Below are 16,286 nucleotides of genomic sequence, written 5' to 3' on the forward strand. Positions count from 1 at the left end.
GCGTGCGGGTCCTCTACTGTGCGTTCGGGGATGAACCGGACGACGACGGCGCGTCGCCGGGGCGGGGTATTGCTGAGTAACGCTCAAATGGCCAGATTACGCTCAAAGCGCGTCCGATGACCCGATCCTCCGCCACCAGGCCGCCGCCCGGTGCGCCGAGAAGACCGCGTGAGTCGAAGGACTCCGAGCGGTGATCGCCCATAAGCCACAACTTACCCTCAGGGACCACCACCTCGAACCCGACCTCACTCGGAGCGTCTGTAGGGGGAACGTAAGGCTCTTCGATCACGTTCCCGTTGATCGTGACGCGGCCAGCAGGGTTACAGCATGCAACGGTGTCTCCACCGACCCCGAGCACTCGCTTCACGTAAACAGCTTCCGTGTCCCCCAGCCCAAAGAACCGCGCTACATCACCGAGGGCCTGTGGGAATCCACCCTCGCCGAGGGGGCTGAATGATCCCCGACCGTCGAACACTACGACGTCTCCCCGTTCTATGTCACCGAAGGCGTAGTCGGTTCGGGAGACGAGGATTCTGTCGTCAGCCTCGAGGAGCGGCTCCATCGATCCGGAAGGAATGTAGAACACGTCCACCAGTAGAGCGCGGACCGTGATCATTGCTGCCAGCGCAAAAGCAACAGAGTAAAAAACAAAACGCCAGCCCGAACTTCCGGGCCGGCGCTTTGTATGCTGCCTGCGTCCTTTCCGCTGGACGGACGACGAAGGCATGGTGAAGCAGGTGTTCTTGCTGGAACTACTTGGCGGTCTTTGGATCCCGCTTTTCCTTGATCTTCGCAGCCTTGCCGCGGAGATCGCGCATGTAGTACAGCTTGGCGCGGCGGACATCGCCCTTGCTGACGACCTCGATCTTGTCGATCACCGGGGAGTGAACCGGGAAGGTACGCTCAACGCCGACACCGAAGCTGACCTTGCGGACCGTGAAGGTCTCGCGAACGCCGTCGCCCTGACGCCCGACAACGAACCCCTGGAAGACCTGAACACGGGTGTTCTTGCCTTCGATGATGTTGACGTGGACCTTCAGGGTGTCTCCGGCGCGAAAGGCGGGGATGTCGCTGCGCAGCGACGCTGCATCCAGATTGTCGAGAATATGCATGTGATTGCTCCTGGTGAACGCCGCAGGTCATCCACGTTGGTCGCGACGGCAAAGATCTGCCCGGCTGAAAGCCGTTGGCAAACAAATATCGTCGAAGATTTAGTACCGGCGACCGTTAGCGATGCCGGCGTGCCCTTCTGTCGGTAGCGCTCCCCCTGCGGCAGGCGCGCACCCAGTTGGCACGAGTATCAATTATGCCACAGCGCTGCTGCTATGGCTGAACGGCGGATCCGTCGCTGGAACCATCGTCAACGCGACGGACCCAGCCACCGACGATGGCGTATCCGGCCCCCGCGAGCACGGCGAGATCCGCAGCATCCAGTGCCTGGGCAGCAAGCTTCTCGATGAGGTCCGGGCGCCGTCCCGCCGTACGGAGCAGCTGTTCGTCGCGCCGGAACCGTGCGATGCGCGCGTGGTTCCCACCCAGGAGAACCTCTGGAACTTCGAACTCACGCCATGAAGAAGGCTTTGTGTAGACCGGGTATTCCAGGAGCCCGTCCGAGTGCGACTCCTCCACGAGTGACTCTGGGTTGCCGACGACGCCGGGAAGCAGTCGTGCGACCGCCTCCACCATCGCCAGCACCGCGACTTCCCCGCCGTTGAGCACATAGTCACCGAGGCTCACCGACCGCACTTCGAAACCTTCAGCCGCCCAGGCAAGCACCCGCTCGTCGATGCCCTCGTAGCGCCCGCACGCGAACACAAGGTGCTCCTCTGCAGCAAATTCATGAGCCATGGCCTGCGTGAAGACAGCACCCGCCGGTGATGGGACGATCAGTACCGGGCGCGAATCACCGCGCACGCTCTCAAGCGCCTGCGCCCACGGTTCGGGCTTCATCACCATCCCTGCACCACCGCCGTAGGGTGTGTCATCGACGGTCCGGTGGCGATCAGTGGTGAAGCCGCGGAGGTTGTGGACGTTGAGAGCCAGCAAGCCATCCTGCCGCGCCTTGCCGATCAGCGACAGCTCAAGTGCCGCGAGATACTCGGGGAAGATACTGACGACGTCGATGCGCACTAGCGATCATTCCCGTTCTCGCCCGGATCATCAGCGGGGACGTCCTCGCCTTCGGTGTCCCCATCCGCACGGTTGGACCCCGGAAGGTTGAGTTCAAGTAACCCTTCCGGCGGTGTAAGACGGACGAATCCCCCCTCAACGTCGACCTCCGGGACGATTTCCTCGACGAAGGGCACCAGCACCTCTTCACCGTCGGGGCGCTCGATGATCAGGAGGTCCTGGACTTCCAGGGTGCGCAACGCACTCACCCGCCCGACGACAACCTCCCCCACCCGCGCAACAAGCCCCACGAGTTCGTGCTCGTACCAGCCTTCGTCGTCGTCCTCCGTATCGGTGGCGTCGATAAAAAGCTGTGCACCACGCAGCAGCTCCGCTGCGTTGCGGTCGGCTACCTCCTCAAACCCGAGGATCAAAATCTCCTTGTTCCAGCGCGCCCCTGTGATGGTGAGCGGGCCCTTGGACGCCGGCTCAACCCGAAACACTGCGCCGGGTTCGAATCTCTCGTCCGGCACATCGGTGAACAACTGGACGGTCACCTCGCCCCGGATTCCATGGGGCTTACCAATACGCGCGACCTGCAGGTCCATTTACTCTCCAGTCAATTTGGAACGAATCACGAAAAAGTCCGGCCCCAACACGCTGGTGTTGGGGCCGGACTTCGGGTCAAGATGCCGGTTGATACTGCTGATCAGCGACGGCGGTCAGTATCCACAACGTCGACCCGGACCGGCTCACCGTCTGCGAGGGCGGAGATCACGGTGCGGAGCGCTCGGGCGGTACGGCCCTGCCTGCCGATAACACGGCCAAGGTCTTCCTGGTGCACACGAACCTCAAGCGTTTCGCCGCGGCGGTTGGATTTCGCGGATACCCGGACATCATCAGGGCTGTCCACGATTCCTCGAACCAGGTGTTCCAAGGCTTCGGCGAGCAACTTACTCAGCCTCGGTGGCTACGGCTTCAGGCTCTTCGGCCTTCTTGTTCTTGGGCGTGATCGCCTCAGGAACAATGACGGAACCCTTCTCGGGAGCCGTGAAGGTCTCCTTGGGTGCTTTGGTCTTCAAGGTGCCTTCCTGGCCCTCGATGCCCTTGAACTTCTGCCAGTCACCGGTGATCTTGAGGATCGCGGCAACCTGCTCGGAGGGCTGTGCACCGACGCCGAGCCAGTACTGCGCGCGCTCGGACTTGACCTCGATGAACGAGGGCTCCTCGGTGGGGTGGTACTTGCCAATCTCCTCGATGGCTCGTCCGTCGCGCTTGGCGCGGGAGTCCATGACGACAATGCGGTAGTACGGTGCGCGCATCTTGCCGAAGCGCTTCAGGCGAATCTTTACGGCCACTTGTGTGGTCACTCCTTGTTGGTCAAAAGGGCGAACTCCGGTTTCTGCACCCGTGGGGCGGGCCATACTTTTGGGGGTTCTAGAGGACACAATGCGCGCAGAGAGAGGGGCTGCGCAGATTGGGTACAGGTACATTGTGCCAGATGTTCGATGTACCTTGCGACTTCAGCGCGCAACCGCGGTCATTATGCCCACAGGGCTCAGTTCGAAACCACTCGTAACGCGTTCCTCCACGGATCTTCAAACCGAAGTTCAGAACCGGTGTGATGGTGAGTGATGCCCGCTGACGCCAACCTCTCCGCCAACGCGCCGATCGCTTGCGCGCCAGGGACGCGAATCAATACCTCCCCCAAGCCGAGAGTGTCTCGGCGCGGCCCGGCACCCCGGCTGTTCCATACGTTCATGGCCATGTGGTGGTGGTACCCACCCGCCGATACGAAGAGGGCCTGGCCGTGCCACCCGGCGGTCCGCTCAAAACCGAGCACATCGATGTAGAACCGTCCCGCAGTTTCCACGTCCCCTACCTGCAGATGGACGTGCCCGACGTCGGCCGGGGCCTTGCGTTGCCCGTCCACCGACGCTTCAGTGAGGTTCGCGTCGAGATATGGGCGTGGGGGCAGCGGGGCGTTGTCCATCACGATGCTCCGCGTGCCGTTGGAGGTGGTCCAGTTCCAGTCATCGCGGGGTTTGTCGAAATACAACTCGATACCGTTGCCCTCGGGGTCAGCGAAATAGAAGGCTTCACTCACAAGGTGGTCAGCACTTCCGATGTAGCGTCCACGGGCGTCGTGCGCAGCCTGGGCCGCCGTGGCGACAGTCGCCGCAAGGCCTGCCCTGTCGGCGAAGAGGATGGCGGAATGGAAGAGCCCCGCGTCGGTACGTTGCGGCAAGCTGAGGTCGCCAGCAGGAGCGAGGTGGATGAGCGTGGTGCCGGCGCGTCCAAGGTCCACGCCGCCAGCGGACTCGCCCGTCTCGACCAATCCCAGAGCTTTTTGGTAGTACTTGGCCATTTGGCCAAGGTTCCCCACCCTCAGCGAGACCGTCCCCATGTCGGTGTCTGCCGGGAGCAGATCAAGTGCGGTGTTCATAGGTCCTCCAACAGTGCGGCTTTGTCAGACACAACTACTTGAACCTTAAACTTATTCCGCCGCCTCGTCGATAGTTCAGGCAGCGTGGAGTTGCTGCCTCATAACGAAATCGCGGATGAGCTGCGCCCCGCGCGGAGTGTCCTGCGGCCGGTGACCACCCCCTACCACCTCGTGGACCGCGCCGGTTGCTGCGAGATACCCGGCAACCTCCTCGTAGAGGGGTTCCCAACCTCCGGTGAGGACCAGTGTGGGGACCCCAGGGACAATCTGAAGTGGAGCCGTCCACGGTGGCGCCTGCAGCCTCAGGCGCCGTGCGCTGCGCCTGGCCAGTGAGGTATCAAGCGGGCGCGGTTCTGCCGCGAAGACCATGCGCACGAACTCGCGGTTGAATTCTTCATCCGTCAGCTCAGAAGCACGTGCGAAAAGGGGTTCAACCCGGGCGCGGTGCGCGGCGGTTGCGGGTAATGACTCGGTGAGCGACAGGCATGCAGGCTCCGCCAGGATCAGGGAGCGCACCAACTCCGGCCGTTCAACTGCGACCATCATGGCCGACACTGCGCCCTGTGATGCGGCCACGAGATGCCCGCCGCTACCGAGCGCTTCGGTAACGATGCGCTGGTCGGCAGCAAAGTCGGTAGGCAGCGGCGGGTCCACCGGGTCGAACCCATGGCGCCGCACGAAGAGGCAATCAAATCCGAGGGCCATTCCGTGCTGTTCGGGCCAGGCAGCAGCGCCAAAGCTTCCGGCTCCATGCACAAAGACCACACGCTCTTTATTCATGTCACCACCCTAATCAGGGGTACCGACATTTCTCCGGTTCCGATGTCCAGGCGGGCGCGGGGCGCCGCCAGGACCTATTTTCCGAGGAACTTCTCGAAACCCTTGGGTAGGTTCAGCGAAGCCGGGTCGAAATCTGACTGCTGACCGAAAGCGGCCCCGGTGGGCACTGCGGAACGCGCTTCGTTGCGGCGTGCTTCGGCGGCGGCCGCCTCCTGCGCGGCCTTGGCCGGGTTACCCGATCGGGGCTTCTTGGCCTTCGCATTCGACTTGCCCTTCCGTGCTCCGCCGGAAAAGCCGCCGGGCCCAGCTACACCCGGCATACCAGGGATGCCACCGCCTGCGGCCATCTTGCGCATCATCTTCTGCGCCTGGCCGAAGCGCTCAAGCAGGCCGTTGACTTCCGACACGTGCACCCCCGACCCGCGGGCGATACGCGCGCGGCGGGAGCCGTTGATGATCTTCGGAGCAACCCGCTCGTGCGGGGTCATCGAGCGGACGATCGCTTCAACCCGGTCGATCTCCCGCTCGTCGAAGTTCTCCAGTTGCTGGCGCATGTTGGCCGCGCCCGGCATCATCATGAGCATCTTCTTCATGGAGCCCATATTGCGGATCTGCTGCATCTGCGCAAGGAAGTCATCCAGCGTGAAGTCTTCCTGGTCGGCGAATTTCTTCGCCATCCGGGCAGCTTCATCCTTGTCCCATGACTTCTCGGCCTGCTCGATCAGGGTGAGGATGTCACCCATATCGAGGATGCGGGAGGCCATGCGGTCCGGGTGGAAGACCTCGAAGTCGGTCAGCGCTTCGCCGGTGGACGCGAACATCACCGGCTTGCCCGTGATGGAGGCGACGGAAAGCGCTGCGCCGCCGCGGGCATCGCCGTCGAGCTTTGTCAGGACGACACCCGTGAAATTGACGCCCTCGTTGAACGCCTGCGCCGTGTTCACGGCATCCTGGCCAATCATCGCGTCAATGACGAACAGCACTTCGTCCGGGTTGACGGCGTCCCGGATGTCAGCGGCCTGCTGCATAAGCTCCGTATCGATGCCCAGGCGTCCAGCGGTATCGACGATGACGACATCGTGCAGCTTGGTTCGTGCCTCGGCTATACCCTGGCGGGCAACGTCGACGGGATTTCCCGTTGCGGACTCGAACTCCGAACTCACGCCGGGATGAGGTGCGAAGACCGGCACGCCCGCGCGTTGGCCGTTCACCTGCAGCTGCTTGACAGCGTTGGGCCGCTGGAGGTCGCAGGCGACCAGCATGGGACTGTGGCCCTGTCCCTTCAGCCACTTCGCCAATTTGCCCGCAAGGGTCGTCTTGCCCGCACCCTGAAGGCCCGCCAGCATGATCACGGTCGGCGGGTTCTTGGCGAGGCGGATCCGGCGGGTTTCACCGCCCAGAATGCCAACGAGCTCCTCGTTCACAATCTTGACGATCTGCTGGCCCGGGTTGAGCGCCTGCGAAACCTCCAGGCCAAGTGCTCGCTCCTTGACCTGCGCCGTGAAGGCACGCACCACCGGCACGGCGACATCCGCGTCGAGCAGGGCGCGGCGGATCTCGCGGACCGTTGCGTCGATGTCGGCCTCTGACAGCCGGCCCTTCCCTCGAAGGTTCTTGAAGGTCGCTGTCAGCCGGTCTGAGAGTGAATTGAACACGGTGCGTGAACTGCTTTCCTCGGGCTTGGGTGGATTCAACTATCTAGCGTAGCAACTGGCGCGTCCCCTCCCCGATGCGGAAGCAGTTACGAAGCGGTTACCACGCAGTCACCGAGCAGTTACGGAAGACAGCAGCGACAGTCAGTGGCAGGGTGTTAAGCGTGACTACACATGCGATTGACGAACACGCCTCCGGACATCAGTTTCGTGGTCAGGCGATCCGGACGCTTCTCATCCTTGGCGCGTCTGGTGACCTGACGGGCCGTCTGCTTCTCCCCGGGCTGGCCCGACTGGTCCGCCACGGTAAGGCGGAGGGCCTTACGCTGGTGGGCGCCGGTTCCGATGCCTGGACCGCCGAGCAATGGCAGGAGCGCCTATTGACCTCCTTCGCTGATCCGACGGCGACAAAGGCAAACGACGACGGCGGGACCACCGATGCAGCCGCGGGCGCTGCGCTGGACCGCGTTTGCGCATCGAGCACATACCATCAGCTCGATGTCACCGCGGAGGGTGCACTTGCTGAGCTCCTCGGACGCCTCGATGGTCCGGTTGCCGTCTACTTCGCGCTGCCGCCCGCTGTCAGCGAGAGGGCGTGCTCTGTCCTGGAGCCCGGGGATCTTCCCGAAGGCTCACGGCTGGTCATGGAGAAACCCTTTGGCACCGACCGCGAATCCGCGCACCGCCTGAATTCGATACTCGCCGAGCTGGTTCCCGAGGACCACGTCCACCGGGTCGACCACTTCCTCGGCAAGGCCACAGTGCTCAACATCCTCGGGCTGAGGTTCGCCAACCGCTTCCTCGAACCCGTCTGGAACAGCCTCCATATCGAGTCAGTCGATATTGTGTTCGACGAATCGTTGACCCTTGAAAACCGGGCCCGCTATTACGACGGCGCCGGTGCCCTGCGGGACATGATCCAGAGCCACCTTCTCCAGGTGATGGCGCTTCTCGCGATGAATCCTCCGTCCACCCTCCACGAGCGGGATCTGCGCGATCACATCGGGACAGTCCTGCGCGCCGCGAAAGTCGATACCGACTACCGGAAGAGCACCGGCCGGGCCCGATACGCTGCCGGCACGATCGAGGGCCGGGACGTTCCGGATTACGTGGACGAAGCCGGTGTGGATCCGGCCCGCAACACGGAAACCCTCGCTGAGATAGTCGTGTCCATCAACAATGAGCGTTGGGCTGGGGTGCCCTTCCGGCTGCGTTCGGGAAAATCGCTTGGACACAAGCGCAAGGAAGCAGTGATCACCTTCAAGCCCGTCAATCATCTACCCGCAGGCTTCACCGGGGTGGACACTCCAACCCGGCTGAGGATTGGCTTCGGTCCTGACACACTGCAACTGGACGTAGACGTCAACGGTCCGGGCGACGTGTTCTGCCTGGACCGGGCCCACCTGCGCGCCGAGCTCAACGCCTCGGAGCTGCTGCCCTACGGCGAGGTTCTGGACGGCGTCCTGTCCGGGGACCCCACCCTGTCGGTCCGCGGAGACACAGCGGAGGATTGCTGGCGCATTGTCGAACCCGTCCTCGCCGCCTGGAGCTCTGGCGAGGTGCCCATGGATGAATACCCCGCAGGGTCCGACGGCCCAGAGGCGTGGCACGACGCTGAGCAGGCGAGAGGATAGTCCCCAAGCAGGTAAGGCGGGCTGAGCCACGGCTCAACCCGCCTTACCTGCGTAAACGTCTATCTCTGGAGGGAGTGCCTCAGAGGGCAGCGTCCCCGCGTTCGCCGGTCCTGACCCGGACGGCGTCCTCCACCGGAAGCACCCAGACCTTCCCGTCGCCGGCGCGTCCGGTGTTAGCCGTTGATACGAGCACGTCGACGATGTCAGTCACCCAGGCGTCTGCCACCAGCACCTCCACCCTGGCCTTCTGCAGAAGGTCGACGGTGTATTCCGCTCCCCGGTAGACCTCAGTGTGACCGCGCTGCCTGCCATAACCGCTCGCCTGGCTTACGGTGAGGCCCTGCACGCCATAGTTCTCAAGGGCTCCACGGACGTTGTCCAGCTTGTCCGGCCGAACGATTGCTGTAACGAGCTTCATGAGTTCACTTTCTGCTGTGCGGGTGTCTCGATTTCCTCGACGGGGCTCCGGGCGGACTCGTGGAAGGGGTGGAACTGCCCGCCAACGCCCAGGCCGCCGAACTCGTACGCGGTCTCGGAGTGCTCCGACAGGTCGACGCCTGACACCTCGTTGTCGGGGGTGACGCGGAAGCCGATCGTCTTGTGAATCGCCAGGCCGATGATGGCTGTCATGACTGCTGAGAGTGTGATTGCCACGAGGACCGACACCACCTGGGCCACGAGTTGGGCTACACCGCCGCCGTAGAACAGGCCGCCACCTTCTCCGTCCACGGGCATGGCGATAAAGCCGAGGGCCAGGGTTCCGACGACGCCAGCGACGAGGTGCACTGCAACGACGTCGAGGGAGTCATCGAATCCAAGGCGGTACTTCAGGCCGACCGCGAGGGCGCACAGGGCACCGGAGATAAGGCCCAGCGCGACGGCGCCGATGGGGCTGACGCTCGCACATGCGGGCGTGATCGCCACCAGTCCCGCGACGATGCCGGAAGCGCCACCGAGGGAGGTGGGGCGGCCATCGCGGAAGCGTTCGATGACGAGCCAACCGACCATCGCGGCAGCCGGAGCAGCCATTGTGTTGACCCAGATCAAACCGGCTTCCTCAGCCGTGCCTGCTGCGCCACCGTTGAAACCGAACCACCCGAACCAGAGGAGGGCAGCGCCAAGCATGACCAGCGGCACGTTGTGGGGTCGGTGTGCCGGGTCCTTTCCGAAGCCCTGGCGCTTCCCGAGGATGATCGCAAGGACAAGTGCCGCTACACCGGCACTGATGTGCACGACCGTTCCGCCAGCGAAGTCGATCGCTTCACCGACCGCGCTACCGATTGCTCCTTCTTCACTCAGGAGCCCACCGCCCCACACCATGAAGGCGAGTGGGCAGTAAACCGCTGTAACCCAGATCGGGACAAAGAGTGACCAGGCGCCGAACTTGGCGCGGTCAGCGATCGCCCCGCTGATGAGGGCAACAGTGATGATTGCGAAGGTTGCACCGTAACCTGCGCTGATCATGTCTTCGGTTCCAATGAGCCCCTCAAGGCCAAAGGAAGCGAACGGATTTCCGAAGAGCTGGGCGACGCCGTCGCCTCCCGTCATCGAGTAACCCCAAAGCACCCACACGATGCCTACAAGTCCAACCGCGATGAAGCTCATCATCATCATGTTCAGCGCTGCCTTGGCGCGGGTCATACCGCCGTAGAAAAATGCCAGTCCGGGCGTCATGAGCAATACCAGGGCGGCGGAAACCATGACCCAGACGTGACCTGCATTCAGATCCATCTTTACGTCCTCTCGGTGGCGGGCACTTCCCGCTGCCTCAAAGCTTCCCAACGCCGTGTTTCGACACCTTGGGCGTTGTGTTGCGTGGACGTTACAAGTGGAACACCCACGTAAAGAGTGCATGACCGGAGTGTTTCCGGAGTATTTCGGGCGGTCCACAGCCGTCCATTGCGGTCCATCACAGAAAAGCGCCGGCGGAAAGTCCCACCGGCGCTTCTGAAAACCAAAGAGTCCACTCAGTTCAGCAGGGCGTCGACGAACCCTTCGGCGTCGAACGGTGCGAGGTCGTCGGCGCCCTCACCAAGGCCGATGAGTTTCACCGGAACCCCGAGGGTTCGCTGGATAGCGACGACGATGCCACCTTTTGCAGTGCCGTCAAGCTTCGTGAGCACAATGCCGGTGACATTCACCACCTCCGAGAACACCTTCGCCTGGTTCAGCCCGTTCTGGCCGGTGGTCGCGTCGAGCACCAGCAACACCTCATCTACCGTTCCCTGCTTCTCGATGACGCGCTTGACCTTGCCCAGCTCGTCCATCAGCCCAACCTTGTTCTGGAGCCGGCCCGCAGTGTCGATCATGACGACGTCGACCTCGCCTTCGATCCCGGCCTTAACGGCCTCGAACGCAACGGACGCAGGGTCCGCGCCGTCGACGTCGGATTTCACCGTGGGCACGCCCACGCGCTGTCCCCACGTGGCCAGTTGCTCGGCAGCCGCGGCACGAAAGGTATCAGCCGCGCCGAGGAGTACGTCCTTGTCCTCAGCCACCAGCACGCGCGCAAGCTTTCCCACTGTGGTTGTCTTCCCCACGCCGTTGACCCCGACGACCATCACGATCGCTGGGCGGTCCGCATGGCGGTCAGTGGCCAGCGAGCGGTCCATGGTGGGATCGACCAGCTTGACGAGCTCCTCGCGGAGCATTTCCTTCACCTCAGCGGGGCTGCGGCTTCCTGCCACTTTCACGCGCTCCCGGAGGGCATCAACCAACTCCATGGTCGGTTCGGTACCGAGGTCGGCGAGCAGGAGGGTCTCCTCGATCTCATCCCATACGTCCTCATCGATGCGGTCGCGGGACAACAGCGCGAGCAGGCCCTTGCCGAGCGCGTTGTTTGACTTGATCAGCCGGGCGCGGAGGCGGGAGAGCCGTCCCTGCACGGGATCCGGAGTATCCACCGGAACGGTTTCCCGACCCGTCTGCGTTTCCTCCAGGTCACGGAGATCATCCGGCACGACGACGTCGGATGTGTCAGCGCCGGGGCGTTCGAGGGTGTCCGTGCTTGATCCGCCCGAGATAAGACCGCCGTCATCATCGGCGTCCCTGGTGGTGGTGTAGGTGCCCGGCGGGGTCCTGCGCGAGCGTACGAGAAGGGCCGCAAGCGACCCCAGGACGGCTAGAGCAACGACTACATAAAGGATTATGGGGAGGGTCTCGTTCACGTTCCCAAGCTTCTCACACCACTGGTTGGCACCCGGGAAGTGCGTGAAGCTGCAAGAATCGATGATTGTGGTTGCTTTCCGGAACTTTTCACGGCGCGGTGCTGATCCTGCCCAGGTAGAGAGCATGCGCCTGCCTCGCGAAATCAAGGTGCTTATTGCAGCGGCGTTCGTCATCGCTATTGGGTTCGGCCTCGTCGCGCCGGTCCTGCCTCAGTTCGCCGAAAGCTTCGGTGTGGAGGCTACTGCGATAGCGGTCATCGTCAGTGCGTTTGCCTTCACGCGACTGGTGTTCGCACCGGCCGGCGGAAAGCTCGTGGAGCGCCTAGGTGAGAGGCCAGTGTATGTGGCCGGCCTGATCATCGTGGCTCTCTCCACGGCGGCATGCGCGTTCGCCGGCGACTACTGGCAGCTGCTGATCTTCCGCGGGCTCGGGGGCATCGGGTCCACGATGTTCACGATCTCCGCCATGGGCCTCATCATCCGGTTGGCTCCACCCGGGATGCGGGGACGAGTCAGCGGCGCCTACGCATCGGCTTTTCTTCTGGGAAGCATCGGCGGACCGTTCATCGGCGGTCTCCTGGCGCAATTCGGCTTGCGCGTGCCGTTCCTTGTCTACGCCGGCGCCCTGCTCATTGCCGCCGCTGTCGTATTTTTCCAGCTGAAGGACACCTCCCTAGGCAGCAGAGGCAGCCGCGGCAAAGGTACTGCCCAGCCGGTGCTGCCCGTCCGGGAAGCCCTGCAGGACTCCGCTTACCGTGCAGCGCTGGTGTCCGGCTTCGCGAACGGCTGGGCATCGTTCGGCGTCCGCATGGCCCTGGTACCGCTTTTCGCCTCCACCGTGCTGGGCGCGGGTCCCGAAGTAGCAGGAATTTCCCTTGCGTTCTTCGCAGTCGGAACCGCGCTTGCGCTCACCGTCTCCGGGAGGCTCGCAGATTCGCTCGGTCGGAAGCCCCTCGTACTCACCGGCCTAGCCATCAACGGCGTCGCCATGGCCTGCCTCGGCCTGACCGGTGATGTGGTCACGTTCCTTGCGGTATCAGTGGTCGCGGGCATTGGGTCCGGCATCCTCAACCCTGCTCAGCAGGCTGCCGTGGCCGATGTTGTCGGCAATCACAGAAGTGGCGGCAAGGTGCTGGCTGCCTTCCAGATGAGCACCGACGCCGGGACCATCGTCGGTCCGATTCTGGCCGGGTTGCTGGTTGACAGCTTTTCCTACGGTTGGGCGTTCGGCCTGACCGGGGTAACGGCGCTGGCAGCATTCCTCATGTGGCTCGCGGCGAGGGAAACCCTCAGCGGGAAATCTCACCCAGACCAGCCCGAGCCGCCGCAACCGCCACCTGGACCCGATTCTGGAGGCCAAGCTTCTGCATGACGTCGGCGAGGCGTGCCTTGACCGTCGCCTCGCTGACGTTCACGGAGCGGGCAATCTCGGTGTTTGTCCGGCCGTTCGCCAGGGCGCTGACGATCCTCCGATCCCTGACGTTGAGTTGCTGCATACGTTCCTGAAGGCGCACATCGACTATCCGCGCGGGGGTCTCCGCTGGATGCGAGCACATGGTGATGCCCGCGTTCACCAGCCCCCCGCGATGGACAATGCGCAGGGCAGCAGCGATGTCCTCGAGGGCGAGGTTCCGGACAAGGTAGGCGGACGCACCAACCCTGAACGCGGCTTGAATGGAAGCTGCAGGGTCACCGCCCGATTTCTCCGACAGGACAACAACTTTGGGTGGGTCAGCAAGCCGGATAATCGCCGATATCGCCGAACGCACTTCATCCTCTCCGAGTCCGGCATCCAGCAAAACCACGTCCGGCGGCTTCTGCGCGATCAGTTTGAGGGCATCAACGAGCCGGGTGCTGAAACCGTTCAAGTGAACGTAGCCGGATCGCTCAAAGAGTTGAACCAGGGCCAGGCTGGTCAGGTAGTCGGTTCCCAGCATCTGGACGCTTACTGACAGGTTCTGCCTAGGATCGGGCTCCATACTTCCCCCTGAGTTTCTGTTCAGCGAACATCCTGACCCACAGCGCCATTCGGATAACCGTAACCTGATTTGACAGCACGCTTAGTAACAAATTGGTTACTTTCATAGCTTTTTGGCCATGGTGTATAGCCAAACGGATGGGTCTCATGTGATCCGGGGCCGCTGCCGAAAAGCGGGCGGACCTACCTCCGGGCATTTCGGGGGATCACACTTGCATTCGCATGAGGGAGAAAACCATGATTACTCGCAACAGACTGGTGGCCGTCGGATCCACTGCCGCACTCGTCGCAGGCAGCGCATTCTTCAGCGCCGCACCGGCTCAGGCCGACATCGATTCACCTGCCTGCATCTCAGCCCAAGCAGAGTTCCGGGCGGCCCTGCTGGCCATCGGTGTAGATGGCGCACTGACCGTTGAACTGACCGCCGCATTGGATGCCGTACTTGCCGCCCAGGCCCGCCTTGATGCGCTTGTAGACGCAGCGGCCATTGCGGTCATCGACGCACAGGCCGACCTCGACATCCTGTTGGACGTTCTGGCCGACGCCCAACTGGAACTGGATGATCTGCAGGTTGAGCTGGATCTTCTCCTGGATGCGCTCCTGGTGGCTGAAGGTGACGTGCTCGAAGCTGAAGGGCTGCTGGAAGTAGCACTCGGGATTCAGGCCGGACTGATCGCTGATGCGACCACGGCGCGCGATGACGCACTGGATGTTCAGGCCGATGCCGTGCTCGCCCTCGGCATAGCGCAGGGTATTTTCGACGAAGCCTTCGCCGGCGGAGATCTCGGGCTAATCGCAGCCGCACAGTTGGCGCTTGATCTCGCTCAAGAGGATCTTGACGACGCCAATGATGAAGTCCTCCGCTTGGATGCCGCGCTGGATGCGCTGCTCGCCGTCGAGACCGACGCGGTCATCGCTGCCCGTGCTGCCCTCGCCACCGTGGTGGGCCTCGAACTTGTTGCTCAGGGCCTGTTCGACGACCAGCAAGACCTGGTCGATCTAGCTCTTCAGGCAGTCCTTGACGCACAGGCCGACGTTGATCTTGCCGAGCTTGCACTAGACCTCGCTGCGAACCTGGAGGCAATCCTCGAGGCTCAGGCCGACCTAGATCTCGCCCTCGACGTGCTCGCCGGCCTTCGGATCGAAATCGATGACATCGACATTGATGCGGATATTGCACTGCTCAGGGCACTCTTCGCCGCAGCCATTGCGAATTGTGGAGTTGCTGACACGGACATCGACATCGACATCATCGTTGACGTCGACAACAACGTAATCGTCGATGTCGGAGGCGACGGCGACGGCGACGGCGATGGCAACGGCGGCAACGGCGGCGGCGGCGGCGGCGGCGGCAACGGCGGCGGCGATGGTGGCGATGGTGGCGATGGCGGCAACGGCGGCGGAAGCGGCGACGACGACGATGACTACGCCACGCCAGTCGTCAAGGCGCCCGGCGGCTCCGGCTCCGGCTCGGGCTCAACCGGCGGCAGCAACCGCGGCATGAACGTGCAGTCGGCAAGTGCTGACGATCCAGCGAACCTCGGCCTCGGTACTGGCGGACTGGTCCTTGCAGGCCTCGTGCTGACGGCCGGCGCTGTCGGCATCCGCCGGATGCAGAACGCCAGCTAGTCAATAAAAGCCGGGTCACCGGCCTCACAGAAGGTGCCGCACGGCACGCCCCTGTGAGGCCGGTGGTCCGGCGCCTGCGCCAACAACCCCTTGGAAGCGCTCAAGCGCCGCCACACGAGGAACCGGAAGAAGGGTCAGCACATGAGCGCTTCTGTATTGCCCCCTGAACAATCACGCCACGCGGCGCTGTGGGCATCTTTGGCATTGACCGCACTGCTGGCCACTTCCTGCGCCGCCGTACAACAAGATGCAACTGCCGAGGATGCAACCGTCCTGGCTCCGGATGCAGCACCCACAACAGTGACAGCACCGTCCGTTGCGGGGAAGGTGCCGTCCGCCGGCCCAACGACGAGCGCTCCGCCACCACCGGCCGCTTCCTCCAGCCCGACGGCGGTGCCTCCAGCCAGCCCGTCAGGCGACGCTGCCGCCGTCGGGCAGGGCACTGACGCTCCGGCTGTTGCGGAGCCCACCCGATTGACCGTGGCCGCAGCCGGCATCGACATGCCCGTCCTGGCCCTCGCCCCCACGGCAGCGGACCTGGCGAACCAGTCGCTGGTGCCGCCCTTCACCGAGGAGGCCTACTGGATCACGGCCTACGGTAAACCCGGGCTCGGGTCACAGAACACCACCTACATCACCGGGCATAGCTGGCTGGACCGGAACGCACCGTTCAACCGGCTGAGCACTGAGGTGCAGGCCGGCGACGCCATTGTGCTTGGAACCCTGACTGGATCCCTCGACTATGTAGTGGACTCCGTAACCGTGCATGACAAGGACACGCTGAAGAACAGCGACATTTGGGACATAGTCCCCAACCGCCTGGTTCTTATCACTTGTTTCATCGACGATCCGTGGGGAAAGAACGTCGTGATCACGGCGACGCCAGCCTAG

The 16,286-nt window shown here is 63.3% G+C and carries 17 protein-coding genes; 4 read left to right on the forward strand and 13 right to left on the reverse strand.

Going from position 1 to position 16,286, the window contains the following annotated elements; translation table 11 throughout:
* Positions 1-13: 13 nt before the first annotated feature.
* The 9 genes from lepB to ffh all read right to left on the reverse strand — a co-directional run bounded on the left by lepB (position 14) and on the right by ffh (position 6,990).
* Positions 14-727 carry a signal peptidase I gene (lepB, locus tag ACWA1U_RS13385; RefSeq protein ID WP_463722656.1) on the reverse strand — a complete coding sequence of 238 codons (714 nt, stop codon included), beginning with the start codon at positions 725-727 and terminating at the stop codon, positions 14-16.
* Between the two features lie 25 nt (positions 728-752).
* Positions 753-1,112: a 50S ribosomal protein L19 gene (gene rplS / locus ACWA1U_RS13390; RefSeq protein ID WP_463722657.1), complete on the reverse strand. Its 360-nt coding sequence runs from the start codon at positions 1,110-1,112 to the stop codon at positions 753-755.
* A 211-nt stretch (positions 1,113-1,323) separates the two neighbouring features.
* On the reverse strand, positions 1,324-2,130 hold the full coding sequence (gene trmD, locus ACWA1U_RS13395) for a tRNA (guanosine(37)-N1)-methyltransferase TrmD (RefSeq protein ID WP_463722658.1): 807 nt from the start codon (positions 2,128-2,130) through the stop codon (positions 1,324-1,326).
* Complete coding sequence (gene rimM / locus ACWA1U_RS13400) at positions 2,130-2,717, reverse strand: ribosome maturation factor RimM (RefSeq protein WP_463722659.1); 588 nt, start codon at positions 2,715-2,717, stop codon at positions 2,130-2,132. The genes trmD and rimM overlap by 1 nt, the downstream gene beginning before the upstream one ends.
* A 101-nt stretch (positions 2,718-2,818) precedes the next feature.
* Entirely contained in the window at positions 2,819-3,061 is a 243-nt protein-coding gene (locus ACWA1U_RS13405) for an RNA-binding protein (RefSeq protein ID WP_459324671.1), read from the reverse strand.
* A 1-nt stretch (position 3,062) separates the two neighbouring features.
* Entirely contained in the window at positions 3,063-3,467 is a 405-nt protein-coding gene (rpsP, locus tag ACWA1U_RS13410; RefSeq protein ID WP_463722660.1) for a 30S ribosomal protein S16, read from the reverse strand.
* A gap of 200 nt (positions 3,468-3,667) precedes the next feature.
* A complete protein-coding gene (locus ACWA1U_RS13415; RefSeq protein WP_463722661.1) occupies positions 3,668-4,555 on the reverse strand; it encodes a VOC family protein in 888 nt (295 codons plus the stop codon).
* Positions 4,556-4,630: 75 nt separating this feature from the next.
* Complete coding sequence (locus ACWA1U_RS13420; protein WP_463722662.1) at positions 4,631-5,335, reverse strand: alpha/beta fold hydrolase; 705 nt, start codon at positions 5,333-5,335, stop codon at positions 4,631-4,633.
* 74 nt (positions 5,336-5,409) lie between these two features.
* Positions 5,410-6,990: a signal recognition particle protein gene (gene ffh / locus ACWA1U_RS13425; protein ID WP_463725049.1), complete on the reverse strand. Its 1,581-nt coding sequence runs from the start codon at positions 6,988-6,990 to the stop codon at positions 5,410-5,412.
* A 161-nt stretch (positions 6,991-7,151) separates the two neighbouring features.
* Between ffh and ACWA1U_RS13430 the strand changes: the two genes are divergently transcribed.
* Positions 7,152-8,621 (forward strand): glucose-6-phosphate dehydrogenase, encoded by a 1,470-nt coding sequence (locus ACWA1U_RS13430; protein ID WP_463722663.1) that lies wholly within the window; start codon positions 7,152-7,154, stop codon positions 8,619-8,621.
* Between the two features lie 79 nt (positions 8,622-8,700).
* Here ACWA1U_RS13430 and ACWA1U_RS13435 read toward each other — a convergent pair whose 3' ends face one another.
* The 3 genes from ACWA1U_RS13435 to ftsY all read right to left on the reverse strand — a co-directional run bounded on the left by ACWA1U_RS13435 (position 8,701) and on the right by ftsY (position 11,788).
* On the reverse strand, positions 8,701-9,039 hold the full coding sequence (locus ACWA1U_RS13435) for a P-II family nitrogen regulator (protein ID WP_463722664.1): 339 nt from the start codon (positions 9,037-9,039) through the stop codon (positions 8,701-8,703).
* Positions 9,036-10,352, reverse strand: coding sequence for an ammonium transporter (locus tag ACWA1U_RS13440; protein ID WP_463722665.1), 1,317 nt, complete (start codon positions 10,350-10,352; stop codon positions 9,036-9,038). The genes ACWA1U_RS13435 and ACWA1U_RS13440 overlap by 4 nt, the downstream gene beginning before the upstream one ends.
* Before the next feature lie 236 nt (positions 10,353-10,588).
* Positions 10,589-11,788 (reverse strand): signal recognition particle-docking protein FtsY, encoded by a 1,200-nt coding sequence (gene ftsY, locus ACWA1U_RS13445; protein WP_463722666.1) that lies wholly within the window; start codon positions 11,786-11,788, stop codon positions 10,589-10,591.
* A 124-nt stretch (positions 11,789-11,912) separates the two neighbouring features.
* Between ftsY and ACWA1U_RS13450 the strand changes: the two genes are divergently transcribed.
* Positions 11,913-13,160 carry an MFS transporter gene (locus ACWA1U_RS13450; protein ID WP_463725050.1) on the forward strand — a complete coding sequence of 416 codons (1,248 nt, stop codon included), beginning with the start codon at positions 11,913-11,915 and terminating at the stop codon, positions 13,158-13,160.
* On the opposite strand, the gene ACWA1U_RS13455 is transcribed toward ACWA1U_RS13450, so the two are convergent.
* Positions 13,078-13,767 carry a LuxR C-terminal-related transcriptional regulator gene (locus ACWA1U_RS13455; RefSeq protein WP_463722667.1) on the reverse strand — a complete coding sequence of 230 codons (690 nt, stop codon included), beginning with the start codon at positions 13,765-13,767 and terminating at the stop codon, positions 13,078-13,080. The two genes, ACWA1U_RS13450 and ACWA1U_RS13455, sit on opposite strands and share 83 nt — an antisense overlap.
* 236 nt (positions 13,768-14,003) lie before the next feature.
* On the opposite strand from ACWA1U_RS13455, the gene ACWA1U_RS13460 reads away from it, so the two are divergent.
* Positions 14,004-15,395: a hypothetical protein gene (locus tag ACWA1U_RS13460; RefSeq protein ID WP_463722668.1), complete on the forward strand. Its 1,392-nt coding sequence runs from the start codon at positions 14,004-14,006 to the stop codon at positions 15,393-15,395.
* A 141-nt stretch (positions 15,396-15,536) separates the two neighbouring features.
* Positions 15,537-16,286, forward strand: coding sequence for a class F sortase (locus ACWA1U_RS13465; protein ID WP_463722669.1), 750 nt, complete (start codon positions 15,537-15,539; stop codon positions 16,284-16,286).

It is taken from the genome of Arthrobacter sp. TRD_SC_6 (genome assembly GCF_055361185.1).